This window comes from Serratia montpellierensis (assembly GCF_020858655.1).
In the GTDB taxonomy this organism is placed as follows: domain Bacteria; phylum Pseudomonadota; class Gammaproteobacteria; order Enterobacterales; family Enterobacteriaceae; genus Serratia; species Serratia montpellierensis.
In genome coordinates this window covers 27915-52875 of sequence record NZ_VOSN01000015.1, presented here as the reverse complement: position 1 = coordinate 52875, position 24961 = coordinate 27915, and the positions used below count along the sequence as shown (strand labels likewise).

The 24961-nt window shown below is 57.8% G+C and carries 21 protein-coding genes; 10 read left to right on the top strand and 11 right to left on the bottom strand.

The genetic code is table 11. The features are described from left to right. Positions 1–7 precede the first annotated feature (7 nt). From panB to panD, 3 genes are all read left to right on the top strand, one after another. Entirely contained in the window at positions 8–802 is a 795-nt protein-coding gene (panB, locus tag FUU19_RS16960) for a 3-methyl-2-oxobutanoate hydroxymethyltransferase (protein WP_230490364.1), read from the top strand. A 23-nt stretch (positions 803–825) separates the two neighbouring features. After that, positions 826–1680, top strand: coding sequence for a pantoate--beta-alanine ligase (panC, locus tag FUU19_RS16955; RefSeq protein ID WP_141966690.1), 855 nt, complete (start codon positions 826–828; stop codon positions 1678–1680). A gap of 144 nt (positions 1681–1824) precedes the next feature. After that, complete coding sequence (panD, locus tag FUU19_RS16950; RefSeq protein WP_004937544.1) at positions 1825–2205, top strand: aspartate 1-decarboxylase; 381 nt, start codon at positions 1825–1827, stop codon at positions 2203–2205. 34 nt (positions 2206–2239) lie between these two features. Here the strand turns inward: panD and FUU19_RS16945 are convergent, their stop codons facing one another. From FUU19_RS16945 to FUU19_RS16935, 3 genes are all read right to left on the bottom strand, one after another. Continuing rightward, positions 2240–3520: a polysaccharide deacetylase family protein gene (locus FUU19_RS16945; RefSeq protein WP_141966689.1), complete on the bottom strand. Its 1281-nt coding sequence runs from the start codon at positions 3518–3520 to the stop codon at positions 2240–2242. Positions 3521–3697: 177 nt separating this feature from the next. Further along, positions 3698–4468: an ABC transporter permease gene (locus tag FUU19_RS16940; RefSeq protein ID WP_004937535.1), complete on the bottom strand. Its 771-nt coding sequence runs from the start codon at positions 4466–4468 to the stop codon at positions 3698–3700. After that, a complete protein-coding gene (locus tag FUU19_RS16935) occupies positions 4465–5388 on the bottom strand; it encodes an ABC transporter ATP-binding protein (protein WP_015379030.1) in 924 nt (307 codons plus the stop codon). The genes FUU19_RS16940 and FUU19_RS16935 overlap by 4 nt, the downstream gene beginning before the upstream one ends. A gap of 211 nt (positions 5389–5599) precedes the next feature. Here FUU19_RS16935 and can point away from each other — a divergent pair, with 211 nt between their 5' ends. Beyond that, positions 5600–6256: a carbonate dehydratase gene (gene can / locus FUU19_RS16930; protein ID WP_141966687.1), complete on the top strand. Its 657-nt coding sequence runs from the start codon at positions 5600–5602 to the stop codon at positions 6254–6256. 37 nt (positions 6257–6293) lie between these two features. Here can and hpt read toward each other — a convergent pair whose 3' ends face one another. Together hpt and cueO are read right to left on the bottom strand one after the other, a co-directional pair. Further along, complete coding sequence (gene hpt / locus FUU19_RS16925; protein WP_141966685.1) at positions 6294–6830, bottom strand: hypoxanthine phosphoribosyltransferase; 537 nt, start codon at positions 6828–6830, stop codon at positions 6294–6296. A 98-nt stretch (positions 6831–6928) separates the two neighbouring features. Next, positions 6929–8596 carry a multicopper oxidase CueO gene (gene cueO / locus FUU19_RS16920; RefSeq protein ID WP_230507261.1) on the bottom strand — a complete coding sequence of 556 codons (1668 nt, stop codon included), beginning with the start codon at positions 8594–8596 and terminating at the stop codon, positions 6929–6931. Positions 8597–8814: 218 nt separating this feature from the next. Between cueO and FUU19_RS16915 the strand changes: the two genes are divergently transcribed. From FUU19_RS16915 to speD, 3 genes are all read left to right on the top strand, one after another. Then, positions 8815–9162 carry a YacC family pilotin-like protein gene (locus FUU19_RS16915; RefSeq protein ID WP_230490377.1) on the top strand — a complete coding sequence of 116 codons (348 nt, stop codon included), beginning with the start codon at positions 8815–8817 and terminating at the stop codon, positions 9160–9162. Positions 9163–9286: 124 nt separating this feature from the next. Then, positions 9287–10150, top strand: coding sequence for a polyamine aminopropyltransferase (gene speE / locus FUU19_RS16910; protein WP_230490362.1), 864 nt, complete (start codon positions 9287–9289; stop codon positions 10148–10150). Between the two features lie 27 nt (positions 10151–10177). Further along, positions 10178–10972 carry an adenosylmethionine decarboxylase gene (speD, locus tag FUU19_RS16905; RefSeq protein WP_141966679.1) on the top strand — a complete coding sequence of 265 codons (795 nt, stop codon included), beginning with the start codon at positions 10178–10180 and terminating at the stop codon, positions 10970–10972. A gap of 32 nt (positions 10973–11004) precedes the next feature. Here speD and yacL read toward each other — a convergent pair whose 3' ends face one another. Further along, positions 11005–11367, bottom strand: coding sequence for a protein YacL (gene yacL, locus FUU19_RS16900; protein ID WP_004937507.1), 363 nt, complete (start codon positions 11365–11367; stop codon positions 11005–11007). 466 nt (positions 11368–11833) lie between these two features. Here yacL and FUU19_RS16895 point away from each other — a divergent pair, with 466 nt between their 5' ends. Both FUU19_RS16895 and FUU19_RS16890 read left to right on the top strand, forming a co-directional pair. Further along, on the top strand, positions 11834–12124 hold the full coding sequence (locus tag FUU19_RS16895; RefSeq protein ID WP_228011744.1) for a hypothetical protein: 291 nt from the start codon (positions 11834–11836) through the stop codon (positions 12122–12124). Between the two features lie 84 nt (positions 12125–12208). Continuing rightward, complete coding sequence (locus tag FUU19_RS16890) at positions 12209–12565, top strand: hypothetical protein (protein WP_141966675.1); 357 nt, start codon at positions 12209–12211, stop codon at positions 12563–12565. A gap of 85 nt (positions 12566–12650) precedes the next feature. On the opposite strand, the gene acnB is transcribed toward FUU19_RS16890, so the two are convergent. The 5 genes from acnB to pdhR all read right to left on the bottom strand — a co-directional run bounded on the left by acnB (position 12651) and on the right by pdhR (position 22912). Next, the gene (gene acnB / locus FUU19_RS16885) at positions 12651–15248 is read right to left on the bottom strand and encodes a bifunctional aconitate hydratase 2/2-methylisocitrate dehydratase (RefSeq protein WP_049200102.1); all 2598 of its coding nucleotides are present in this window, start codon (positions 15246–15248) and stop codon (positions 12651–12653) included. A gap of 515 nt (positions 15249–15763) precedes the next feature. Further along, positions 15764–17188 carry a dihydrolipoyl dehydrogenase gene (gene lpdA, locus FUU19_RS16880; RefSeq protein ID WP_004937500.1) on the bottom strand — a complete coding sequence of 475 codons (1425 nt, stop codon included), beginning with the start codon at positions 17186–17188 and terminating at the stop codon, positions 15764–15766. Positions 17189–17421: 233 nt separating this feature from the next. Continuing rightward, on the bottom strand, positions 17422–19305 hold the full coding sequence (gene aceF, locus FUU19_RS16875; protein WP_230507259.1) for a pyruvate dehydrogenase complex dihydrolipoyllysine-residue acetyltransferase: 1884 nt from the start codon (positions 19303–19305) through the stop codon (positions 17422–17424). A gap of 13 nt (positions 19306–19318) precedes the next feature. Then, positions 19319–21982, bottom strand: coding sequence for a pyruvate dehydrogenase (acetyl-transferring), homodimeric type (gene aceE, locus FUU19_RS16870; protein ID WP_047729862.1), 2664 nt, complete (start codon positions 21980–21982; stop codon positions 19319–19321). Between the two features lie 165 nt (positions 21983–22147). Continuing rightward, complete coding sequence (gene pdhR / locus FUU19_RS16865; RefSeq protein WP_004937490.1) at positions 22148–22912, bottom strand: pyruvate dehydrogenase complex transcriptional repressor PdhR; 765 nt, start codon at positions 22910–22912, stop codon at positions 22148–22150. A 631-nt stretch (positions 22913–23543) separates the two neighbouring features. Here pdhR and FUU19_RS16860 point away from each other — a divergent pair. Next, positions 23544–24920 (top strand): amino acid permease, encoded by a 1377-nt coding sequence (locus FUU19_RS16860; protein ID WP_141966668.1) that lies wholly within the window; start codon positions 23544–23546, stop codon positions 24918–24920. Positions 24921–24961 lie beyond the last annotated feature (41 nt).

The following is a 24961-nucleotide window of genomic DNA, read 5'->3' as shown; positions in this document are numbered from 1 at the left end:
CGTTGTGATGAAACCCACCACCGTGACCCATTTGCGCCAGTGGAAACAGGAGCAGCGCAAGTTTGCTACCCTTACCGCCTACGATGCCAGCTTTGCCAAACTGTTTGAAGAGCAAGGCATCAAAGTCCTGTTGGTGGGCGATTCGCTGGGCATGACGCTGCAGGGCCACGACTCCACGCTGCCGGTCACCGTCGCCGACGTGGCCTACCACACGCGCGCCGTGCGCCGCGGCGCGCCGGCCTGCCTGCTGCTGGCCGATCTGCCGTTCATGAGTTACGCCACCCCGGAACAGACCTTCGCCAACGCCGCCGAGCTGATGCGCGCCGGCGCCAACATGGTGAAACTGGAAGGTGGCAGCTGGCTGTGCGACACGGTGAAAATGCTCGCCGAGCGCGCAGTGCCGGTGTGCGGCCACCTGGGCCTGACGCCGCAGTCGGTCAACGTGTTCGGTGGCTATAAGGTGCAAGGGCGCGACGAACTGGCCGCCAAACAGCTGCTGCAGGACGCGCAGAATCTGGAACTGGCCGGCATTCAGCTGCTGGTGCTGGAATGCGTGCCGACCGAGCTGGCGCGCCAGATCACCGAAGCGTTGTCCATTCCGGTCATCGGCATCGGTGCCGGCAACGGCACCGACGGCCAGATCTTGGTGATGCACGACGCCTTCGGCATCACCGGCGGCCACACGCCGAAGTTCGCCAAGAACTTCCTGGCGCAGAGCGGCAATATCCGCACGGCGGTGCAGCACTACATTCAGGAAGTGGAGCAAGGCCTCTACCCGGCGGCTGAACACTCTTTTAACTAAGCGATGGTTCCAGGAGTCACCCAATGATTATTATCGAAACCCTGCCGATGCTGCGTCAGCAGATCCGCCGCTGGCGCCAGGAAGGCAAACGCATCGCGCTGGTGCCGACCATGGGCAACCTGCACGACGGCCACATGACGCTGGTCGATGAAGCGCGCGCCCGCGCCGACGTGGTGGTGGTGAGCATCTTCGTCAACCCGATGCAGTTCGATCGGCCGGACGATCTGGCGCGCTACCCGCGCACGCTGCAGGAAGACAGCGAGAAGCTGACCCGCCGCGGCGTCGATCTGGTGTTCGCCCCGGCCCCGGCCGCGGTCTATCCGCAGGGGCTGGAGCAGCAGACCTACGTCGACGTGCCCGGCATCTCCAGCATCCTGGAAGGCGCAAGCCGGCCGGGCCACTTCCGCGGCGTTTCCACCATCGTCAGCAAGCTGTTCAACCTGGTGCAGCCTGATTTAGCCTGCTTCGGCGAGAAGGATTACCAACAGCTGGCGCTGATCCGCAAAATGGTGGCGGACATGGGTTACGACATCGATATCATCGGCGTGCCGACCGTGCGCGCCAAAGACGGCCTGGCCCTCAGTTCGCGCAATGGCTACCTGACCGCCGAAGAGCGCAAGATCGCGCCGCAGCTGAGCAAGATCATGAACGCGCTGGCGCAGCAGTTGGCCAATGGCGAACGCCATGTTGAAACGCTGCTGGAGCAGACCGCCGAGCAGCTGCGCGCCGCCGGCTTTACGCCGGATGAGCTGTTTATTCGCGACGCCGACAGCCTGCAGCCGCTGACGGTAGATAGCCAGCGGGCGGTGGTGCTGATGGCCGCCTGGCTGGGCAAGGCGCGTCTTATCGACAACCAGCAGGTCGACCTGACGCTGTAAGCCGTTTTTTATACTATCGTCACCCTGAACCCAGGCCATTGGTAGACAATGGCGGGGCAATCGGTGACGATAGAGATTGCAGGGATGCAGGAGAGATGTTCAACCCCAGCGCCTGTGAAGGCCGATATTCAGTTAGGTAAAGCTATGATACGTACTATGCTGCAAGGCAAGCTGCATCGCGTCAAAGTCACTCAGGCTGACTTGCACTATGAAGGGTCCTGCGCCATCGACCAGGATTTCCTGGAGGCCGCCGGCATTCTGGAATATGAAGCGATCGATATTTACAACGTGGATAACGGCCAGCGCTTCTCCACCTACGCCATCGCCGCCGAGCGCGGTTCGCGCATCATTTCGGTCAACGGCGCCGCCGCGCGCTGCGCCTGCGTGGGCGACAAACTGATCATCTGTTCCTATGTGCAAATGACCGACGCCGACGCCCGCCAGCACCACCCGAAAGTCGCCTATTTCGAAGGTGACAACAACCTGCAGCGCAAGGCGAAAGCCGTGCCGGTTCAGGTCGCCTGACACTAAAACGGGCGCCTTGCGCGCCCGTTCTTCCTTACTGCACCACCACCGTGCCCGGCTTGTTGGCTATCCGATCCGCCATGGTTTGGATCGAGTCGGTGCGCAGAATATACAGCCGCTTCAGCGTATAGGGGTTATCCCCCGGCTTCACCTTGCCCTGCACCGTGGTCACCGCCAGATGGAAACCGGCGTCCTGCGCCGCCTGAATCGCCCGCTGGTTGTAGCCGCCGAACGGGTAGGACAGATACAACACGTGCGGGTTGAACTGCGACAGCGCGCGGCGCGAGCGCTCAAAATCGAACTCAATGTTGTGCAGCGAACGGCTCAGCAAAATCGGCTGGCGATTGCCGTCGGTGCGGTGCAGGAAGTGGGTGTGCGACTGCACGTCGAACACGTCCTGAATCTGCTTCAGCTCCGAGACGCTCATAAACTGCAGCGAGTCCGGGTTCCATTTCTGCGGATGGCGCTTGATGCGCGAAGAGATGATGAACGCCGTCGCGCGGAAACCGTAATCCTTCAGCACCGGATAAGCGTAGCGATAAACCGACTTCAGCCCGTCGTCGAAGGTCAGCACGATCGCCTTGCCCGGCAGGTTGATCTGGTTCTTCAGGTAGGCTTCCAGCTGATACAGCGAAATGGTGTCGTAACCCGCCTGCTTCAGGTAGGTCATCTGGTTGCTGAACGCCACGTCTGAGGTGGTGGTCGAGGTGTGGCGGAAGCGTTTATTCTCTTCGTTTTTCAGCAGGTGGTGGTAAGTCAGCACCGGGATGCCGTTATCGATCTCACAGTCCAACTCATTGACGAACCCCAGCCGATCGCCGATGTTGACCTCGTACCAGGTGTTGTTCAGCCGGTCCTTCAGCTTGCCGATGATCGGATAGCGCAGGTTGCCTTCCAGCGTGCCGAAGACCTCGCTGTCCTTGTCCGCCGCGGTGTATACGTCAATCGCTTTTTGAGTGATCAGATTCTGGTTGGTCAGCGGTTTGTTCAACTCGCCCAAATCGTCTTGCACCTTGCGCGACTTCTTCAGCTCACGCACGTCGTCTTTATCGATAAAGCCGGTGCCGTGCCCGAATTTGAATTCATAGTATTCCGCATCCGCCGGGAACACCTGAATCAGCTGCCCGCGCTTCACTTCCCCTACCGGGATCACATGCTCGCCCACCAACGCATAGACTTCGCTGTCGCGCTGCGCTTCCATGTATTCAGATTTAACCGCGCTGTCTTCCGACAGCAGATTCGCCAGGCTCACAGGGGAAACCAACGACATCAGAATGCCGAGTAACCCAGCCGTTAACGTGTATTGAAGCCGCATGATGATGTTCTGCTTACGAGTGCGTAATAACAAAAGTGAAGGAAATGTGGAGCGCCAGCATAGCACGATTTGAACAGCGGGGAACTAGCGGTTATCTGAGCAATTCTATTGATTTACGCGCCGTCTGCGCCAAATCAAGAAAAGCGCCCCCGCCGGGAAAGCGAGGGCGCGATACGATCAGCTGCGCAGGCCGCGGCCGCGCTCGATCAGGTACCAGGACAGCAGGTAGAACACCGCGATAAACGCCACCAGCACCGCCATGGTGAACGCCAGCGGCACATCGTTGATGCCGAGGAAACCGTAACGGAAGCCGCTGATCATATAGACGATCGGATTCAGCTTGGACACCGCCTGCCAGAATGGCGGCAGCAGCGACAGCGAGTAGAACACCCCGCCCAGGTAGGTCAGCGGCGTCAGCACGAAGGTCGGGATCAGGCTGATGTCGTCGAAGGTGGTGGCGAACACCGCGTTGATCAGCCCCGCCAGCGAGAACAGGATCGCCGTCAGCAACAGCGTCAGCGCAATCACCCACCAGGCGTGCACCTGCAACGGTACGAAGAACAGCGAGATGATGGTCACCAGCACGCCGACGCAGATGCCGCGCGCCACGCCGCCGCCGACATAGCCGGCGATCACCACGTGGGTCGGCACCGGTGCCACCAGCAGTTCTTCAATGTTACGCTGAAACTTGGCGCTGAAGAACGACGAAGCGACGTTGGCGTAAGAGTTGGTGATCACCGCCATCATGATCAGACCGGGCACGATGAACTGCATGTAGCTGAAGCCGTGCATATCGCCGATGCGCGAGCCGATCAGGTTGCCGAAGATGATGAAGTACAGCGTCATGGTGATCACCGGCGGCACCAGGGTCTGGATCCAGATGCGCGCGAAGCGGTTCACCTCTTTGGCCCAGATGCTCTGTAAGGCCACCCAATACAAACGCGTCATGCTTTTTCTCCATTGCCGTTAACCAGGGTGACAAACAGCTCTTCCAGGCGGTTCGCCTTGTTGCGCATGCTCAGCACCTGCACGCCCTGCGCGCTCAGCTGGGCAAACAGGCCGTTCAACCCCTGTTCGCGCATCACCTCCACTTCCAGCGTCGAGGTATCCGTCAGGCGGCTGTGATAACCGTCCAGCTTCGGCAGCGGGCTTTTCGCCGCCAGATCGAGGATAAAGGTTTCCGACTTCAGCTTGGCCAGCAGCCCCTTCATCGAGGTGTTTTCCACCAGTTCCCCGTTCTGGATGATACCGATGTTGCGGCACAGCATCTCCGCCTCTTCCAGATAGTGGGTGGTGAGGATGATGGTGGTGCCCTGGGCATTCAGCTCTTTCAGGAAGCCCCACATCGAGCGACGCAGCTCGATATCCACCCCGGCGGTCGGTTCATCGAGGATCAGCAGCTTCGGTTGGTGCATCAACGCGCGGGCGATCATCAGACGGCGCTTCATGCCGCCGGACAGCATGCGGGCGCGCTCGTTGCGCTTGCCCCACAGATCCAGCTGATTGAGGTATTTCTCGGCGCGCGCCATCGCTTCGCGGCGCGTGACGCCGTAGTAACCCGCCTGGTTCACCACGATCTGCAACACGGTCTCGAACGGGTTGAAGTTGAACTCCTGCGGCACCAGGCCGAGCTGGCGCTTGGCGTTGACGATGTCTTTATCGATGTCGTAACCGAACACCCGCACGCTGCCGGCGGTTTTGTTCACCAGCGAGCTGATGATGCCGATAGTGGTGGATTTTCCGGCGCCGTTTGGCCCCAACAGGGCATAAAAATCCCCTGCCTCGACGCTCAGGTCGATGCCGCGCAGCGCCTTGACGCCACCGGCGTAAGTCTTGGTCAGCTGCGCTAATTCCAGTGCATAATTCATATGTAAAATAGTACCTTATGACGATGAGTATGCCGCCGCGCCCCCTGTTTGCGAGGCTTGAAACAATAACAATAATCCTAGCATCGACGGCGTTTTCACTGCGTCGAATCCGTGCGGAAAATGAGGGTGCACCACTGTTCCGATTTCCAAATTGTGACGCTTACCCTATATTACCCCAACGCAATCTGTTCGTTACGAGCCAATAACCTCCATGAAAGAAATCGAAGCGCTTATCGCCAACAACCATGCCTGGTCGGCCAACATCAGTCAGGAAGACCCGGAATTTTTTGAACGTTTAGCCCAGGCGCAAAAGCCCCGTTTCTTATGGATTGGTTGCTCTGACAGCCGCGTTCCCGCCGAACGCCTGACCGGCCTCGAGCCGGGCGAACTGTTCGTCCATCGCAACGTGGCGAACCTCGTTATCCATACCGATCTTAACTGCCTGTCGGTGGTGCAGTATGCGGTAGATGTGCTGGAAGTCGAACACATCATCATCTGCGGCCACCTGGGCTGCGGCGGCGTGCAGGCGGCGGTGGAAAACCCGGAGCTGGGATTGATCGACAACTGGCTGCTGCACATTCGCGACCTGTGGTACAAGCACAGCTCGCTGCTGGGCGAGGTGCCGCCGGAACAGCGTTTCGACATGCTGTGCGAGATCAACGTCATTGAGCAGGTGTACAACCTGGGCCACTCCACCATCATGCAGTCCGCCTGGAAGCGCGGCCAGAAGGTGATGATCCACGGTTGGGTGTACGGCATTCAGGACGGCCGTCTGCGCGATATGGAGGTGCTGGCGACCAGCCGCGAGAGCCTGGAGATGGGCTACCGCAAAGCGATAGCCAAACTGAAGCAGGATAAAGGCGTATAATCCCGCCGCGGGCGCGGCTTGCCGCGCCCCACATCGATTACTCGTCCAGCAGCACCACTTTGCCGACGTACGGCAGGTGACGGTAGCGCTGAGCGTAGTCGATGCCATACCCCACCACGAACTCATCCGGGATCGAGAAACCGACATATTCGACCGGCACCTGCACTTCACGGCGCTCAGGTTTGTCCAGCAAGGTGCAAATCGCCAGCGATTTCGGCCCGCGCAGCGCCAAAATCTCGCGCACTTTGTTCAGCGTGTTGCCGGAATCGATGATGTCTTCCACGATCAGCACGTCTTTGCCGCGAATGTCTTCGTCCAGATCCTTGAGGATCTTCACGTCGCGGGTGGTGGACATGCCGCTGCCGTAGCTGGAGGCGGTCATAAAGTCGACTTCGTGCGGCACGTCGATCGCGCGGCAGAGATCGGCCATGAACATAAAGGAGCCGCGCAGCAGCCCGACCAGCACCATGTCACTGCCGCTTTCGCGGTAATGTTCGGTGATCTGGCGGCCAAGTTCGGCGATACGGGTCTTAACTTCCTGCTCGGAAATCATTACGTCTACAGTGTGTTTCATAGTATTCAGGTCAGTTGCCGGAAGAAAGGCGCAGAGTTTAGCATAGCCTTTCGCCGGTGGCGACGCGAGCGCGCCACCGCTTGAGCACCGGGCCGCCATCAATCGGCGACGGTGAACCCCATCATCATGCCGGTATCTTCATGTTCCAACAGGTGGCAGTGGGCCATGTACGCATGTTCGCTGCTGGCCGGATGGTCAAAACGCACCAGCACTTCACTGCGCCACCCTTCGACGCGCACCGTGTCCTTCCAGCCACTGCGATGCGCCGCCGGCGGTTTGCCGTTTTCCGACAGGATGCGGAACTGGGTGCCGTGAATGTGGAACGGGTGCAACATCATGTCGCCCTCGCCGGAAATGGTCCATTTCTCATACTGGCCCCGTTTGGCGGCGAACATCGGCTTGGTCATATCGAAGGCCTTGCCGTTGATCATGTTGCCGTGGCTGAAATCGAACGGTTTGGCTTTGCCCTGCGCGCCGCCGTGATCCATCCCGGCCATCTTGCCATGATCCATGCCCTTCATGTTGCCATGGTCCATGCCCTGCATGCCGCCCTTCTCCATGCCTTTCATGTTGCCGTGGTCCATGCCTTTCATGTCCCCACCGCCCGTCGCGCCATGATTCATGCTCATGCCGGCCATCGCCTGGTGACCATAGCGATCCATCAGCGCCTGCATGCCGAGCATATCCAGCTGCGGATCCATCATCAGCTGCAGCCAACGCTCCTGGATGCCGGTGGTGGCAGGCAATGTCGGCAGCTTCACCAGGCTGTCCGGCATGGTTTTGATGCCCTGCGCCAACGATGGCTGAATGCACAACACCGGCAGCGGCCGATCGAACGGCGCCAGCGTCATGCCCATCTGTTTCACCGGCAGCGTCACGATATCGAACGCTTTCCCGTCGGAGGCATCAACCAGCACTTCAAAGCGTTCGCCCATCAGCATCGGCAGCTCGGTCAGCTTCACCGGCTCCGCCAGGAAACCGCCGTCGCTGCCGATAACATACAGCGGACGGTTGTCACTGGCCGCCAGATTCAACGAGCGGGCGTTGCAACCGTTGAGGAAACGCAGGCGCAGCCAGCCGCGCGGCGCCAGATGTTGCGGATACTGCGCGCCGTTGGTGAACATGCGATCGCCAAACCAGCCCACCGCCGCGCTCATCACGTCCAGGCGGTATTCGATCTGCGCGTCTTTGCCCAGCCGCTTATCCTGCAGGATCACCGGAATATCATCCTGCCCCCAGGTTTTCGGCAGCGGCAGTTTGGCGCTCTCTTCGTCTTCCAGCAGCACCAGCCCCGCCAGCCCCATCATCACCTGGCTGCCGGTTTTACCGTGCGTATGCGGGTGGAACCAGCAGGTGGCCGCCGGTTGATCGACAGTGAAATTCACCGTGCGCGTCGCGCCGGGATGAATCAATGCCTGCGGGCCGCCATCGACGTCGCCGGGAATTTCCAGGCCGTGCCAGTGGACGGTGCTGGCCTCCGCCAGACTGTTTTTGATATCGACCGTCACCGGCTGGCCACGCTGCAGCTTCACCGCCGGCCCGAGCAGCGCGCCGTTGAATCCCCAGGTTTTGGTAGCGGCACCGGGTAACCAGCGGGTTTCCCCCGCCTGCAGCGCCAGCGCAATCTTTCCCTGCGCGTCCGGCATCAACAGCGGCGGTACCGGCAGGGCCGGCCGATCGGCCGCCCAGGCGGCCCGGCTCCATAACGGCAATGCGCTCGCGGCGCCCAGCGCAGCAGTTAATTTAATAAAATCACGGCGTAACATCGCTGACTCCCTTTTCTCAGTGACATAACTCAATGCCGCCAGCCTAAACCTTCCCCCTGGCGGAAGGTCAAGCCTTTCCTGGCGGTATTTTAAGCTATGCCTCACAATCAAGAGAGCGCCATCGACGAACGCGATGCCGCGCCCAGCGGCAATAAAATTTGGTGCCTTTACAGGCAAGTGTGTTAACGTCTGCAGACGACAAACAGGCCTATTTCATGATGAAAAAAACAACGTTATCGATGCTGATGCTGGCGATGCTGGGCTTCTCCAACGCCAGTCTGGCGCTGAATGAATCCGAGGCGGAAGATCTGGCCGATCTGACGGCGGTATTTATTTATTTGAAAAATGATTGCGGCTACAACGATTTGCCAAATGCGCAAATCAAACGCGCCATCGTCTATTTCGCGCAACAAAACCGCTGGGATTTGAGCAACTACAACAGCTTTAACATGAAGGCGCTGGGCGAAGACAGCTATCGCGATCTCAGCGGCATCGCCATTCCAACGCCTAAAAAGTGCAAATCGCTGGCGCGCGATTCCTTGAGCCTGCTGGCCTACGCCAATTAATTTCGTCCCTTCTCCCGCCCGTCTAACGCTCTCTCTGTCTGAAATTCAACCGTGCATCACCAGGCAGAGTTAGCTATGATGTTGCGCCGATTTTTCATGGCTGTTATTACGGAGTTTCCCGCACATGACCCAGAAAGAAATTTGGTACGAAACGCTGCATACGGGCTTCGGCCAGTACTTCTCGGTAGAGAAGGTGCTGTACCGCGAGCAGACCGATCATCAGGATCTGGTGATCTTCGAAAACCCGGTGCTGGGGCGCGTCATGGCGCTCGACGGCGTGGTGCAAACCACCGAGCGTGACGAGTTCATCTATCACGAAATGCTGACCCATGTGCCACTGCTGGCGCACGGCGCGGCGAAGAAAGTGCTGATCATCGGCGGCGGCGACGGCGGCATGCTGCGCGAAGTCAGCCGGCACCCTGGCGTGGAGCAGATCACCATGGTCGAAATCGACGCCGGTGTCGTCGAGTTCTGCCGCCAATACCTGCCCAACCACAGCGCCGGCGCCTATGACGATCCGCGCTTCAAGCTGGTGATCGACGACGGCGTCAACTTCGTGAACCAAACCGACGAAACCTTCGATGTGATCATCTCAGACTGCACCGATCCGATCGGCCCCGGCGAAAGCCTGTTCACCTCGGCGTTTTATGAAGGCTGCGCCCGCTGCCTGAATGACGGCGGCATTTTCGTCGCGCAAAACGGCGTCTGCTTCCTGCAACAGGATGAGGCGGTCAACAGCCACGCCAAACTGAGCCGCTACTTTAGCGACGTCAGCTTCTACCAGGCAGCGATCCCGACCTATTACGGCGGCATCATGACCTTTGCCTGGGCAAGCCAGAACCCGGCGCTGCGCCAGCGCGATCTGCCTACTCTGCAACAGCGCTTTAACCAAAGCGGCCTACACTGCCGTTATTACAACCCGGCAATTCACGTCGGCAGTTTTGCCCTGCCGCAGTATTTGCTCAATGCCCTGAACGTAACACGTTAAGCGAGAAGATAAAGGAGGTGGCCCAAATTGCATAAGCTAAAACTGCACGGCTTCAACAACCTGACCAAGAGCCTGAGTTTTTGTATTTACGATATTTGTTACGCCAAGACCGCAGACGATCGCGACGGCTATATCGCCTACATTGACGAACAATATAATGCCAACCGGCTGACCGAGATCCTGAGCGAGACCTGCTCAATCATCGGCGCCAATATTCTGAACATAGCACGTCAGGACTACGAGCCGCAGGGCGCCAGCGTCACCATCCTGGTCAGCGAAGAGCCGATCGATCCAAAAGACGTCGATACGTCGGAACACCCAGGCCCGCTGCCGAACACGGTCGTTGCGCACCTGGACAAGAGCCACATCTGCGTACACACCTACCCGGAAAGCCATCCGGAAGGTGGGCTGTGCACCTTTCGCGCCGATATCGAAGTCTCGACCTGCGGCGTCATTTCGCCCCTCAAGGCGCTGAACTATTTAATTCACCAGCTGGAATCCGACATCGTCACCATGGACTATCGCGTGCGCGGTTTTACCCGCGACGTGAACGGCGTGAAACATTACATCGATCATGAGATCAATTCGATCCAGAACTTTATGTCAGAAGACATCAAAGCGCTGTACCACATGATGGACGTGAACGTTTACCAGGAAAATATCTTCCATACCAAGATGTTGCTGAAAGATTTCGATCTGAAGCACTACCTGTTCAACGCGGAGCCGGAAGCGTTGAGCGCCGCCGAGCGCAAGCGGATCACCGATCTGTTATGGAAAGAGATGCAGGAAATCTATTACGGCCGCAATATCCCGCATCTGTAATGGAAAGGGCGCGGCACGCCGCGCCCTGATGCTTAGTACTTCAGCATGAAAGAACGATAGGCCTTCAACACCAGCAGGAAATCCTCAACGCCGCAGAATGAGAGGCTTTCTTCGTCGTAGTAGTTCATCCCCTCTTCCATTTCATCGCCTTCGAACTCCAGCTGATTGGCGCGGATCATCACTTCTTCACCATCCATCAACAGCGTATATTCATGGCCTTCCAGCTGCCATTGACGCTCGCTACCTTTGACCTCGGCCGCACCGGCTTCTATGCGGTCCAGCAGGTTGAAATCGCCTTTGACTTCTTCGTTGATCCAGTGGCCAATCGCTTCATGCCCCATCGAAAATCTGACGATCACCTGACCGGTGACGTCACGCAGAAATTCGTAATCCATAGCATGCCCTCCGAGCCCTTTTTCTTAGTGTAAACATAAATTGATTGCTAACTCAGTGAGCGCTCGCAAAGTTGGCAACTCGGCCAAATAAAACCTCGGCGGCGCGCAATATAGCGGCTTGCGGCGGCGATGGGAAGACGCCGGCCGCAATCGCTCAAGGAAAGCGAAGCGGTGCGTCATCGCCGCGCGGCGCTTGCCCACCATGCGGAAAGTCTGCGGATAATCCGCCGAGCGCGGGTTATTTATTTGAATCATGTAGATACCGTGGAGATGTATGTCATGATTTTATCGGGATTATATTTTCCCTTTAAAATAAACAAGTTATTAATTCCTGGCGCGACGCGGCTTTATTGACATCCCCTCAATATCGATTAGCTTTTAAATAAAGGAGCTCTAATTATGTGCACCAGCGGCCAGAGGTGTTCTCACCTCCTTCATACCTATCACCACGATCAGGATGTGTGCCATGAAATACATAACCTCCATTATCGCACTGAGCATGATGTTTTCTGCATCGGCGTTCGCCGCCAAACAAATAACGCTTGAGGAATCAGCCAACTACACCAAACTTGGCGATCTCTCCATTCAGCAGACCGGCGTGCCTACCGTCGGCCATAAATATATTTCCTCAGAGGTTGATAAAAAGTGTAATGAGCTTAGCGGGCTGGATGGAAAAGACTGTTTCTATCGCATCGTCTCCGCCAGCGGGCAAGAGAGCGATCACAAGGATATTCATGTAGAGATATTTAAAAAATAGCCCATTTAGCCGCGTGCCGACCTCGTCTCACCACGATGAAGATGCGGCTGGATGCAGGCCAATTCTCGTATCAGAGGCTTGAAAATGAACGCTATTTTATCGAAATATCCAGTGTTGTTACTGGCGTGCTTACTGCTGCTGCCCACGACCCGAGCAGCCGCAGATGTCATCGTCAATATCGGCCCGGAACCCGCCTGTCCCTATGGTTATTACGATTATGCACCTTACTATTGCGCCCCCTACGGTTATTACGGCCCCGATTGGTTTATCGGCGGCAGATTTATCGGCGCAGGCCCTTGGTTTCACGGCCCGCGAGAATTTCGCGGCCATGTGGATAACCGTTTCGATCCCAAACACGGTTACCGAGGCGCATTCCCTGAACGTGGGGATGTCCCTTTCAATCATTTTAGGGGTAATGAGATCCGCAACGGGCGTGGCTAAGCAACAGGATGTCCGGGTGAATACGGCGGCAATAAAAAATGGGGCCCTTAAAGGGCCCCATGGTTTGATCTAATGCAAATTCGAATTAAACCGCGGTTTGGAAGATCACGCCGTCGGCTTTTTCGGTGTACTGCCCCAACTGGTCAAAGTTCAGGTAACGGTAGGTATCCGCCGCCGTCTTGTCGACCTGCGCCATGTAGGTCTGGTATTCGTCCGGCGTCGGCAGGCGGCCCAGCAGGGACGCAACCGCAGCCAGTTCGGCAGACGCCAGATAGACGTTGGCACCGGTGCCCAGACGGTTCGGGAAGTTACGGGTCGAGGTGGAGACCACCGTCGCGCCGTCCGCCACGCGCGCCTGGTTGCCCATGCACAGCGAGCAGCCCGGGATCTCGATACGAGCACCGCTCTTGCCGAAGACGCTGTAGTAGCCTTCTTCGGTCAGCTGAGCCGCATCCATCTTGGTTGGCGGCGCCACCCACAGACGGGTCGGCAGCTGGCCCTTGTGCTGATCCAGCAGTTTGCCGGCCGCACGGAAGTGGCCGATGTTGGTCATGCAAGAACCGATGAACACTTCATCGATTTTGCTGTTGGCCACGTCGGACAGCAGGCGTGCATCGTCAGGATCGTTCGGCGCGCACAGGATCGGCTCTTTGATCTCGTTCAGATCGATGTCGATCACCGCTGCGTATTCCGCATCCGCATCGCCTTCCAGCAGCTGCGGATCCGCCAGCCATTTTTCCATGCCCTGAATACGGCGCTCCAGCGTACGGCGATCGCCGTAGCCTTCGGAGATCATCCACTTCAGCAGCACGATGTTGGAGTTCAGGTACTCTTCGATCGGCGCCTTGTCCAGCTTGATGGTACAACCGGCGGCGGAACGTTCGGCGGACGCATCGGTCAGCTCAAACGCCTGCTCGACCTTCAGGTCCGGCAGGCCTTCGATCTCCAGAATGCGGCCGGAGAAGATGTTTTTCTTGCCCTTCTTCTCGACGGTCAGCAACCCTTGCTGGATCGCGTAGTAAGGGATGGCATGCACCAGATCGCGCAGGGTGATGCCCGGCTGCATTTTGCCTTTGAAGCGCACCAGCACCGACTCAGGCATATCCAGCGGCATCACGCCAGTCGCGGCGGCAAATGCCACCAGGCCGGAACCGGCCGGGAAGGAGATACCGATCGGGAAGCGGGTGTGGGAATCGCCGCCGGTGCCGACGGTGTCAGGCAGCAGCATGCGGTTCAGCCAGGAGTGGATCACGCCGTCGCCCGGACGCAGCGAGACGCCGCCGCGGTTCATGATGAAGTCAGGCAGCGTATGGTGCGTGGTCACGTCGACCGGTTTCGGATACGCGGCGGTGTGGCAGAACGACTGCATGACCAGATCGGCAGAGAAGCCGAGGCAGGCCAGGTCTTTCAACTCATCGCGGGTCATCGGGCCGGTGGTGTCCTGAGAACCGACGGAGGTCATCTTCGGTTCGCAGTATTCGCCAGGGCGAATACCGGCGACGCCGCAGGCGCGGCCGACCATTTTCTGCGCCAGCGAGAAGCCTTTGCTGCTCGCGGCAACCGGTTTGGCGATACGGAACACCTCGCTGTGCGGCAGACCCAGCGCTTCGCGCGCCTTGGTGGTCAGACCGCGGCCGATGATCAGCGGGATACGGCCGCCGGCGCGCACTTCATCCAGCAGCACGTCGGTTTTCAGCTCGAAGTTGGCGATCAGCGCACCGGTCTCGTGGTTGCGCACTTCACCTTTGTACGGGTAAACGTCGATCACGTCACCCATGTTCAGCTCGGACACGTCCACTTCGATCGGCAAGGCGCCGGCATCTTCCATGGTGTTGAAGAAGATAGGCGCAATCTTGCCGCCCAGCACCACGCCGCCGCCGCGCTTGTTCGGCACATGCGGGATGTCATCGCCCATAAACCACAGCACGGAGTTGGTGGCGGATTTACGGGAAGAACCGGTGCCGACCACGTCGCCGACGTAGGCCAGCGGGAAGCCTTTCTTGTTCAGCAGCTCGATCTGTTTGATCGGGCCTACGCTGCCCGGCTGATCCGGCACGATGCCTTCACGTTCGTTTTTCAGCATCGCCAGCGCGTGCAGCGGGATGTCCGGGCGCGACCAGGCGTCCGGCGCCGGAGAAAGGTCATCGGTGTTGGTTTCACCGGTGACTTTGAACACGGTGACGGTGATCTTTTCCGCCAGCTCAGGGCGCGACAGATACCATTCGGCGTCGGCCCAGGACTGCATGATCTGTTTGGCGTGCGGGTTACCGGCCTTAGCCTTATCTTCCACGTCGTAGAAGTTGTCGAACATCAGCAGCGTGTGGGACAGCGCTTTAGCGGCGATAGGCGCCAGCTTTTCGTTGTCCAGGGCATCGATCAGCGGATGAATGTTATAACCGCCCTGCATGGTGCCTAACAGTTCAATGGCTTTCTCAGGGGTAACCAGGGGGGATGTCGCTTCGCCTTTGGCGATGGCCGCCAGGAAACCTGCTTTGACGTAGGCGGCTTCGTCGACGCCCGGTGGAACACGGTTAATCAGCAGGTCTAACAGGAATTCTTCTTCGCCTTTTGGCGGATTCTTCAGTAGTTCGACCAGCGCGGCCATTTGGGTGGCGTCTAGCGGCTTAGGGGCGATGCCCTCAGCAGCACGCTCGGCTACGTGCTTACGGTATTCTTCTAGCACGACGTTCTCCTCGCTCTCATTGTCATTTATTGTGCCTGGCGTATATGCAAACCGGGTTTATACCCTTGGGGTTTCACTCTGTGGCTAGGCGATCGGCCCGTAAAGGCCCCGAAACGGTGATTGGGGCAAACAAGCACGGTCAAACAGCGTTACAGCATGAAAGACTGATGGGTAGAGCGCACGGCGATATTGATGCCATCTATCCTGACGGGGCACTGCTGTCGATGTCCTGGACTGTAAGGTACAGTGCCCGGTTCCGCTCAGCCAGCATATCAGGATTTGAAACGGTTGTTAATTCGTTCACATAAAAGCAACATTAAATCTTTGCTGAATCGTTGAGCGCAGCGTAATCGGCTGCCGGACTAGCAGGGCATTATATCCATATAGTTATAGAGGATATAAGCAGGAGGATCGGAATTTGGCGCAGCGGCCACAAAAATACCGCTTGGTGCATCTGAGCAAAAAAAAACGGCCCCTCCTCAGGAGCCGCTTGTTAACCGGTCAAGCCAGCAGAATTACTTCTTCTTGGCTTTCGGGTTAGGCAGGTCGGTGATGCTGCCTTCGTAGATTTCCGCCGCCAGGCCCACGGATTCGTGCAGGGTCGGGTGAGCGTGGATGGTCAGCGCGATGTCTTCCGCGTCGCAGCCCATCTCGATAGCCAGACCGATTTCACCCAGCAGCTCGCCGCCGTTGGTGCCGACAATCGCGCCACCGATGATGCGGTGAGTTTCTTTGTCGAAGATCAGTTTGGTCATGCCGTCTGCACAGTCGGAAGCGATCGCACGGCCGGAAGCCGCCCACGGGAAGGTGGAGGTTTCGTAGCTGATGCCTTTCTCTTTCGCTTCTTTCTCGGTCAGACCCACCCATGCCACTTCCGGCTCGGTGTAAGCGATGGATGGGATCACTTTCGGATCGAAGTAGTGCTTCATGCCGGCGATAACTTCTGCGGCAACGTGGCCTTCGTGCACGCCTTTGTGCGCCAGCATCGGCTGACCGACGATGTCGCCGATAGCGAAGATGTGCGGCACGTTGGTACGCAGCTGTTTGTCGACGTTGATGAAGCCACGCTCGTCAACTTCAACACCGGCTTTACCGGCATCCAGCAGTTTGCCGTTCGGCACGCGGCCGATCGCCACCAGCACCGCGTCGTAACGCTGTGGTTCTGCCGGCGCTTTTTTACCTTCCATCGTGACGTAGATGCCGTCTTCTTTGGCTTCTACCGCGGTCACTTTGGTTTCCAGCATCAGGTTGAACTGCTTGCTGATACGTTTGGTGAAGACTTTCACCACGTCTTTATCTGCCGCCGGGATAACCTGATCGAACATTTCAACGACGTCGATCTGTGAACCCAGCGCATGGTATACGGTGCCCATTTCCAGACCGATGATGCCGCCGCCCATAACCAGCAGACGCTCTGGGACGGTTTTCAGTTCCAGCGCATCGGTGGAATCCCACACGCGTGGATCTTCATGAGGAATGAATGGCAGTTGGATCGGACGAGAACCTGCAGCGATGATGGCGTTGTCGAAGTTGATGGTGGTTGGACCGTTTTCGCCTTCCACAACCAGGGTGTTAGCGCCGGTGAACTTGCCCAGGCCGTTGACCACTTTCACTTTACGGCCTTTCGCCATGCCAGCCAGACCGCCGGTCAGCTGAGTGATGACTTTTTCTTTCCAGACGCGCACTTTGTCGATGTCGGTTTTCGGCTCGCCGAAAACGATGCCGTGTTCGGCCAGCGCTTTGGCTTCTTCGATCACTTTGGCAACGTGCAGCAGTGCTTTGGAAGGGATACATCCCACGTTCAGGCAAACCCCGCCCAGAGTGGAATAACGTTCAACCAGAACGGTTTCAAGACCTAAGTCAGCGCAACGAAAGGCTGCAGAGTAACCTGCCGGGCCCGCCCCAAGTACCACGACCTGAGTTTTAATTTCAGTACTCATCATGACCTCTTAATTGATTGTCCGGCGGGTCAGACGTCATTTTTATTGCTAATCGATCTCATAACGCCCTTCATCCACCGGGACGCTTACACCGCGAGCAGTTTACAGAATTGTTAATAATCTGCAAAGCGTGTTCGAGTGACCCGTGTCTCAACAATTTTGTCGAGTTGTGCAAAATCCGACAAAACTGCTACAGAATCGTCAGGGGCGCAGCATGCTGCGCCCCTTTTGCATTACATCACCAGACGGCGAATGTCGGACAACATGTTGTTGATGATGGTGATGAAGCGCGCCCCATCGGCACCGTCGATAACGCGGTGGTCGAAGGACAGCGACATCGGCATCATCAGGCGCGGCATGAACTCTTTACCGTTCCAGACCGGCTCCATCGCAGACTTGGAGACGCCCAGGATAGCCACTTCCGGCGCGTTGACGATCGGCGCGAAGTGAGTCGTCCCGATACCGCCCAGGCTGGAGATGGTGAAGCAGCCGCCCTGCATCTCGCCCGCGGTCAGCTTGCCGTCGCGCGCTTTCTTGGAGATGGCCATCAGTTCACGAGACAGCTCGGTGATGCTCTTCTTGTTCACGTCCTTGAACACAGGAACCACCAGGCCGTTCGGGGTATCTACCGCCACGCCGATGTTGATGTATTTCTTCAGCGTCAGCTTCTGGCCATCTTCGGACAGCGAGCTGTTGAAGCGCGGCATCTGCTCCAGAGCGGCAGCAACGGCTTTCATGATGAACACGACAGGCGTGAACTTCACGTCCAGCTTGCGCTTGGCCGCTTCTTCGTTCTGTTGCTTGCGGAAAGCTTCCAGATCGGTGATGTCGGTTTTGTCGAAGTGAGTCACGTGCGGGATCATCACCCAGTTGCGGCTCAGGTTCGCGCCAGAGATCTTCTGGATACGGCCCATTTCGACTTCTTCGATCTCGCCGAACTTGCTGAAGTCCACTTTCGGCCATGGCAGCATGCCTGGCAGACCGCCGCCGGCAGCCGCCGGAGCCGCTTCAGCGCGTTTCACCGCGTCTTTCACGTAAGTCTGAACGTCTTCGCGCAGGATGCGGCCTTTACGACCGGTGCCCTTCACTTTCGCCAGGTTAACGCCGAATTCACGCGCCAGACGACGAATGACCGGGGTCGCGTGCACGTATGCCGCGTTCTCGGCGAACTCGCCTTTATCGTCAGCTTTCGCAGCCGGAGCGGCGGCTTTAGCGGCGGCCGGCGCCGGCGCAGCGTCCGCTTTAGCGGCTGGAGCGGCGGCAGCGGCAGGCGCAGCGCCTTCCACTTCGAACACCATGATCAGGGAGCCGGTTTTCACTTTGTCGCCGGTCGCGATCTTGATCTCTTTCACGGTACCCGCGAACGGCGCAGGCACTTCCATGGAGGCCTTGTCGCCTTCCACGGTGATCAGAGACTGCTCGGCGGCAACCTTGTCGCCCACCTTAACCATCACTTCGGTCACTTCGACTTCGTCACCGCCGATATCCGGCACGGCGACGTCTTTGGCTGCAGAGGCCGCAGGTCCGGCTGCGGCGGCAGGGGCTTGCGCCGCAGCCGGGGCCGCAGCGGAAGCGGCGCCGGCCACTTCGAACACCATGATCAGGGAACCGGTTTTCACTTTGTCGCCGGTCGCGATCTTGATCTCTTTCACGGTGCCCGCGAACGGCGCAGGCACTTCCATGGAAGCCTTGTCGCCTTCTACGGTGATCAGGGACTGCTCGGCTTCCACCTTGTCGCCCACTTTCACCAGGATCTCGGTCACTTCGACTTCGTCGGCGCCGATGTCCGGCACGGCAACGTCTTTGGCCGCAGCGGCGGCCGGGGCAGCTGCTGCTGCCGCCGGTTTTTCTTCCGCTTTCGCCGCCGGTGCAGCTTCCGCTGCGCCTGCCGCTTCGAAGATCATGATCAGTTTGCCGGTTTCGGTTTTATCGCCGACCGCCACTTTGATCTCTTTCACCACGCCCGCCTGCGGGGAGGGCACTTCCATGGAAGCCTTGTCGCCTTCCACGGTGATCAGCGATTGTTCCGCTTCAACTTTATCGCCGACCTTCACCAGAATCTCGGTGATTTCGACTTCATCTGCACCGATGTCCGGTACGTTGATTTCGATAGACATTATTCAGTACCTCTTAGGCCAGACGCGGGTTAACTTTTTCCGGGTTGATGTCGAATTTCTTGATTGCATCAGCAACCACAGAAGCTTCGATCTCACCGCGTTTAGCCAGTTCACCCAGAGCAGCAACCACCACGTAAGATGCATCGACTTCGAAGTGGTGACGCAGGTTTTCGCGGCTGTCCGAACGACCGAAGCCGTCGGTGCCCAGTACGCGATAATCGCTGGCCGGCACATAAGTACGAACCTGTTCGGCGAACAGTTTCATGTAGTCGGTAGACGCTACCGCTGGCGCGTCGCTCATCACCTGAGCGATGTAAGGTACGCGTGGCGTTTCGGTTGGGTGCAGCATGTTCCAGCGCTCGCAGTCCTGGCCGTCGCGCGCCAGTTCGGTGAACGAGGTCACGCTGTAGGTGTCGGAACCCACGCCGTAGTCCTTCGCCAGGATCTGCGCAGCTTCGCGCACGTGGCGCAGGATGGCACCGGAGCCCAGCAGCTGTACCTTGCCTTTGCTGCCTTCCAGCGTTTCCAGCTTGTAGATACCCTTGCGGATACCTTCTTCCGCACCCTGCGGCATCGCAGGCATGTGGTAGTTTTCGTTCAGCGTGGTCAGGTAGTAGTACACGTTTTCTGGGTTGTCGCCATACATGCGCACCAGACCGTCGTGCATGATCACCGCCACTTCGTACGCGTAAGCCGGATCGTAAGAGATGCAGTTAGGGATGGTCAGAGACTGAATGTGGCTGTGGCCATCTTCGTGCTGCAGACCTTCGCCGTTCAGGGTAGTACGGCCCGAGGTCCCGCCGATCAGGAAGCCGCGCGCCTGTTGGTCGCCCGCTGCCCAGCACAGGTCGCCGATACGCTGGAAACCGAACATCGAGTAGTAGATGTAGAACGGAATCATCGGCAGATCGTTGGTGCTGTAGGAAGTCGCTGCGGCCAGCCAGGAAGAGGCTGCACCCAGTTCGTTGATGCCTTCCTGCAGGATTTGGCCTTTCTCGTCTTCTTTGTAGTAAGCAACCTGCTCACGGTCCTGCGGAGTGTACTGCTGGCCGTTCGGGCTGTAGATACCGATCTGACGGAACAGACCTTCCATACCGAAGGTACGCGCTTCGTCGGCGATGATTGGTACCAGGCGATCTTTGATCGACTTGTTCTTCAGCATCACGTTCAGGGCACGCACGAAGGCGATAGTGGTGGAGATCTCTTTGTTCTGCTCTTCCAGCAGCGAGCTGAAATCTTCCAGCGCCGGCATTTCCAGTTTCTGGGTGAACTCAGGCAGACGCGTCGGCACGTAGCCTTTCAGCGCCTGGCGACGTTCGTGCAGGTATTTGTACTCTTCGGACTCTTTGTCGAAGGTGATGTACGGCAGTTTTTCGATGTCAGCATCGGCAACCGGCACGTTGAAACGATCGCGGAAGTGGTGAACCCCTTCCATGTTCATTTTCTTCACCTGGTGAGCGATGTTTTTACCTTCCGCGGTTTCACCCATGCCGTAACCTTTGATGGTGTGGGCCAGGATAACGGTCGGTTTGCCTTTGGTGTCCTGCGCTTTTTTCAGTGCAGCGAAGATTTTCTTCGGATCGTGACCACCACGGTTCAGCGCCCAGATTTCGTCGTCGGTCATGTCTTTGACCAGCGCCGCGGTTTCCGGGTAACGGCCAAAGAAGTGCTCACGCACGTAAGCGCCGTCTTTGGATTTGAAGGTCTGGTAGTCGCCGTCCAGGGTCTCGTTCATCAGCTGAACCAGTTTACCGCTGGTGTCTTTACGCAGCAGTTCGTCCCAACGGCCGCCCCAGATCACTTTCAGCACCTGCCAGCCTGCGCCGGAGAAGATGCCTTCCAGTTCGTTGATGATCTTGCCGTTGCCGGTAACCGGGCCGTCCAGGCGCTGCAGGTTGCAGTTGATGACGAACACCAGGTTGTCCAGCTTCTCGCGGGTCGCGATGGTGATGGCGCCTTTGGATTCCGGCTCATCCATTTCACCGTCGCCCAGGAAGGCGTAAACGGTCTGCTCAGAGGTATCTTTCAGGCCACGGTGTTCCAGGTATTTCAGGAACTTCGCCTGATAGATGGCGCTGATTGGGCCCAGGCCCATGGAAACGGTCGGGAACTGCCAGAATTCCGGCATCAGCTTAGGATGCGGGTAAGAGGACAGGCCATTGCCGTGCACTTCCTGACGGAAGTTGTTCATTTGTTCTTCGGTCAGGCGGCCTTCAAGGAAGGCACGCGCGTAAACGCCCGGAGAGATGTGGCCCTGGAAGTACACCAGGTCGCCGCCGTCTTTCTCGTTGCGTGCGCGGAAGAAGTGGTTAAAGCAGACTTCATAGAAGGTCGCGGAAGACTGGAAGGAAGCCATGTGGCCGCCCAGCTCCAGGTCTTTTTTGGATGCGCGCAGAACGGTCATGATCGCGTTCCAACGGATCGCAGAGCGAATGCGGCGTTCCAGATCCAGGTTGCCTGGGTAGGCCGGTTCGTCTTCTACCGCGATGGTGTTGACGTAGTTGTGCGCTGCAGCACCGGCCGCAACGTTAACGCCGCCTTTGCGGGCTTCTCCCAATACCTGATCAATCAGAAACTGAGCTCGCTCAACACCCTCTTCACGGATGACCGATTCGATCGCCTGCAGCCAGTCGCGGGTTTCGATCGGATCCACGTCATTGTTTAAACGTTCTGACATGGTGGTATTCCTTATCTGTCTAATGGTTTGTTTGGAGCCTGTCTTCCTGTGCTCTGTGCAAAAACACACGAAGACAGGCCCATCAGTTTAGTTGCCGCTTAAGTACTTAACTAAGTACCTCGAACTTAACCCCCGCAGGCTGGTGTACCCTGAAGAGGACAGCTCTTAATCCTTGCGTTGCTGGAGACGCCGTAGCGATCTCTCGCGCCGAGTATGCTCCCGGCTGAGATCCAGCAAGATTTCCTCGATAAACGCCAAGTGGCGATGCGAGGCTTCACGGGCCTTTTCCGGCTCGCGTGCCACAATCGCCTCAAAAATTCCGGCGCGGTGGCTGCTCACTTTTGCCAACATCTCACGGCGCGAGTAGAGCAATTCAAAGTTCTGACGCACGTTCTGTTCCAGCATCGGCCCCATGCAGCGTAGCAGGTGAAGTAACACAACGTTGTGGGCAGCTTCGGTCACGGCGATTTGATACTGCATGACCGCATCGGCTTCGGCGTCGAGATCGCCGCTGTCTTGAGCCTGTTGAATCACGATGTGGCAGTCGCGGATGCGCGCCAGATCTTCATCGGTGCCGCGCAGCGCCGCGTAATAGGCGGCAATGCCTTCCAGCGCGTGACGGGTTTCCAGCAGATCGAACTGTGATTCGGGATGGTCGGCCAGCAGCTCGGCCAGCGGATCGCTGAAGCTCTGCCACAGATTAGTTTGCACGAAGGTGCCGCCGCCCTGACGGCGCAGGAGCAGCCCTTTCGCTTCCAGGCGCTGAATGGCCTCTCTCAGAGAAGGACGGGAGACATCAAATTGTTTCGCCAGCTCGCGCTCCGGAGGCAGTTTTTCGCCTGGGCGCAGTGTCCCCTCGAGGATCAGGTATTCGAGCTGTTGCTCGATAACATCTGACAACTTGGGTTGGCGGATTTTGCTGTAGGCCATGAGTGAATTCTTCTCTGCGAATGGCGCGGAGTCAATTGGTAATACCAATTTCAAAAACGTGACGGTAAAGTAACAAAGTATTCACCTCCTGTCCATACGGGCCTTGATCGAAATCAGGTTACCCGCACATTTTAACACCCCGCTGAAAACCCCGCTGCAAACCGGTAACGCCGTGATGGTATTACCATTTACGCGCCCGGTTGGGGATTTAACTTTTACCAAACCTTACGCAAGGCAGAGTGCAAACTTTTTGCCCGAGTTTTATTGCATGGTTATGACGCTTTAATGAATGGCTATTTGGCGAGCGGCGCAACGGGAGTTCGTTCATTATTTGAACGCACGCCGCCGCTCGGATCTACGTTATTTTTGCGCATTATGTGATTTGTTGCTTATTTCATGCACTGAATCCCCCCCGCCGTCACACAACCCGCATTTTGTTTCCTAAACTGCTGCAATCTTAATCACTCACACGACAAAGCAGGTGCAAACCGACGCACATAACATTATTCTCTGCCAAACGGTAGCGGCGCCGTGGAATTAATAGCTATAACGCCGTAAATAAAACAAAACACACATCGTAACCACTGCTTTACAGGCATGTGGGCATTCACAACGACAGAGGGTTAGATTGATGGATGGTCAACAGCATGGTGACCAGCTGAAACGCGGCCTGAAAAACCGCCATATTCAGCTCATCGCCTTAGGTGGCGCAATCGGCACCGGGCTATTTCTCGGTATCGCTCAAACAATAAAAATGGCCGGCCCGTCAGTGCTTCTCGGCTACGCCATCGGCGGCTTCATCGCGTTTCTGATCATGCGCCAGTTGGGGGAAATGGTGGTGGAAGAGCCGGTCGCCGGTTCCTTCAGCCACTTCGCCTACAAATACTGGGGCAACTTCGCCGGCTTTGCCTCCGGCTGGAACTACTGGGTGCTGTATGTCCTGGTGGCAATGGCGGAGCTGACCGCGGTCGGTATCTACGTGCAGTACTGGTGGCCAGAGATCCCTACCTGGGTCTCCGCCGCAGTGTTCTTCCTGGCGATTAACGCCATCAACCTCGCCAACGTTAAAGTTTACGGCGAGATGGAGTTCTGGTTCGCCATCATCAAGGTGGTGGCGATTATCGGCATGATCGTGTTCGGCGCCTACCTGCTGTTCAGCGGCATGGGCGGCCCGGAAGCCACCGTCACCAACCTGTGGGCGCAGGGCGGGTTCTTCCCGAACGGCTTCATGGGCCTGGTGATGGCGATGGCGGTGATCATGTTCTCCTTTGGCGGCCTCGAGCTGGTCGGTATCACCGCCGCCGAAGCCGACAACCCGCAAAAGAGCATTCCGAAAGCCACCAATCAGGTGATCTACCGCATCCTGATCTTCTATATCGGTTCGCTGGCCATTTTGCTGTCGCTGTACCCGTGGGGCAAAGTGGTTGAAGGCGGCAGCCCATTCGTGCTGATCTTCCACGCGCTGAACAGCAACCTGGTGGCGACCGTGCTGAACGTCGTGGTGCTCACCGCTGCGCTGTCGGTGTACAACAGCTGCGTCTACTGCAACAGCCGCATGCTGTATGGCCTGGCGCAGCAGGGCAACGGCCCGAAAAGCCTGCTGAAGGTCGACGGCCGCGGCGTACCGGTAGTGGCCATCGGCATCTCCGCCCTCGCCACCGCGCTGTGCGTGCTGATTAACTACCTGATTCCGGGCCGCGCCTTCGAACTGCTGATGGCATTGGTGGTATCGGCGTTGGTGATCAACTGGGCGATGATCAGCCTGGCGCACCTGAAATTCCGCGCCGCCAAAAACCGCGAAGGCGTGGTGCCGAAGTTCAAAGCGTTCTGGTACCCGTTCAGCAACTACCTGTGCCTGCTGTTCATGGCCGGCATCCTGGTGATCATGTACCTGACGCCGGGCATTCAAATCTCGGTGCTGCTGATCCCGGTGTGGGTGGCGATCCTGGCCGTCGGTTACGCCATCAAACAGCGCAGTCAGCGCGTCGACGGCGTAACCAGCCGTTGAATCCCGTGACCGCACAATAAATAAAATGGCCCGCAGATGCG

Excerpts from the sequence above, each read along its gene's own strand:
- yacL (WP_004937507.1), bottom strand. The coding sequence starts at position 11,367 with ATGGATTACGAATTTCTGCGTGACGTCACCGGTCAGGTGATCGTCAGA.
- hpt (WP_141966685.1), bottom strand. The coding sequence starts at position 6,830 with ATGAAACACACTGTAGACGTAATGATTTCCGAGCAGGAAGTTAAGACC.
- aceF (WP_230507259.1), bottom strand. The coding sequence starts at position 19,305 with ATGTCTATCGAAATCAACGTACCGGACATCGGTGCAGATGAAGTCGAA.
- pdhR (WP_004937490.1), bottom strand. The coding sequence starts at position 22,912 with ATGGCCTACAGCAAAATCCGCCAACCCAAGTTGTCAGATGTTATCGAG.
- FUU19_RS16915 (WP_230490377.1), top strand. The coding sequence starts at position 8,815 with ATGAAAAAAACAACGTTATCGATGCTGATGCTGGCGATGCTGGGCTTC.
- aceE (WP_047729862.1), bottom strand. The coding sequence starts at position 21,982 with ATGTCAGAACGTTTAAACAATGACGTGGATCCGATCGAAACCCGCGAC.
- FUU19_RS16940 (WP_004937535.1), bottom strand. The coding sequence starts at position 4,468 with ATGACGCGTTTGTATTGGGTGGCCTTACAGAGCATCTGGGCCAAAGAG.
- speE (WP_230490362.1), top strand. The coding sequence starts at position 9,287 with ATGACCCAGAAAGAAATTTGGTACGAAACGCTGCATACGGGCTTCGGC.
- FUU19_RS16890 (WP_141966675.1), top strand. The coding sequence starts at position 12,209 with ATGAACGCTATTTTATCGAAATATCCAGTGTTGTTACTGGCGTGCTTA.
- cueO (WP_230507261.1), bottom strand. The coding sequence starts at position 8,596 with ATGTTACGCCGTGATTTTATTAAATTAACTGCTGCGCTGGGCGCCGCG.
- panB (WP_230490364.1), top strand. The coding sequence starts at position 8 with ATGAAACCCACCACCGTGACCCATTTGCGCCAGTGGAAACAGGAGCAG.
- FUU19_RS16945 (WP_141966689.1), bottom strand. The coding sequence starts at position 3,520 with ATGCGGCTTCAATACACGTTAACGGCTGGGTTACTCGGCATTCTGATG.
- can (WP_141966687.1), top strand. The coding sequence starts at position 5,600 with ATGAAAGAAATCGAAGCGCTTATCGCCAACAACCATGCCTGGTCGGCC.
- FUU19_RS16895 (WP_228011744.1), top strand. The coding sequence starts at position 11,834 with ATGAAATACATAACCTCCATTATCGCACTGAGCATGATGTTTTCTGCA.
- FUU19_RS16860 (WP_141966668.1), top strand. The coding sequence starts at position 23,544 with ATGGATGGTCAACAGCATGGTGACCAGCTGAAACGCGGCCTGAAAAAC.
- lpdA (WP_004937500.1), bottom strand. The coding sequence starts at position 17,188 with ATGAGTACTGAAATTAAAACTCAGGTCGTGGTACTTGGGGCGGGCCCG.
- panC (WP_141966690.1), top strand. The coding sequence starts at position 826 with ATGATTATTATCGAAACCCTGCCGATGCTGCGTCAGCAGATCCGCCGC.
- panD (WP_004937544.1), top strand. The coding sequence starts at position 1,825 with ATGATACGTACTATGCTGCAAGGCAAGCTGCATCGCGTCAAAGTCACT.
- FUU19_RS16935 (WP_015379030.1), bottom strand. The coding sequence starts at position 5,388 with ATGAATTATGCACTGGAATTAGCGCAGCTGACCAAGACTTACGCCGGT.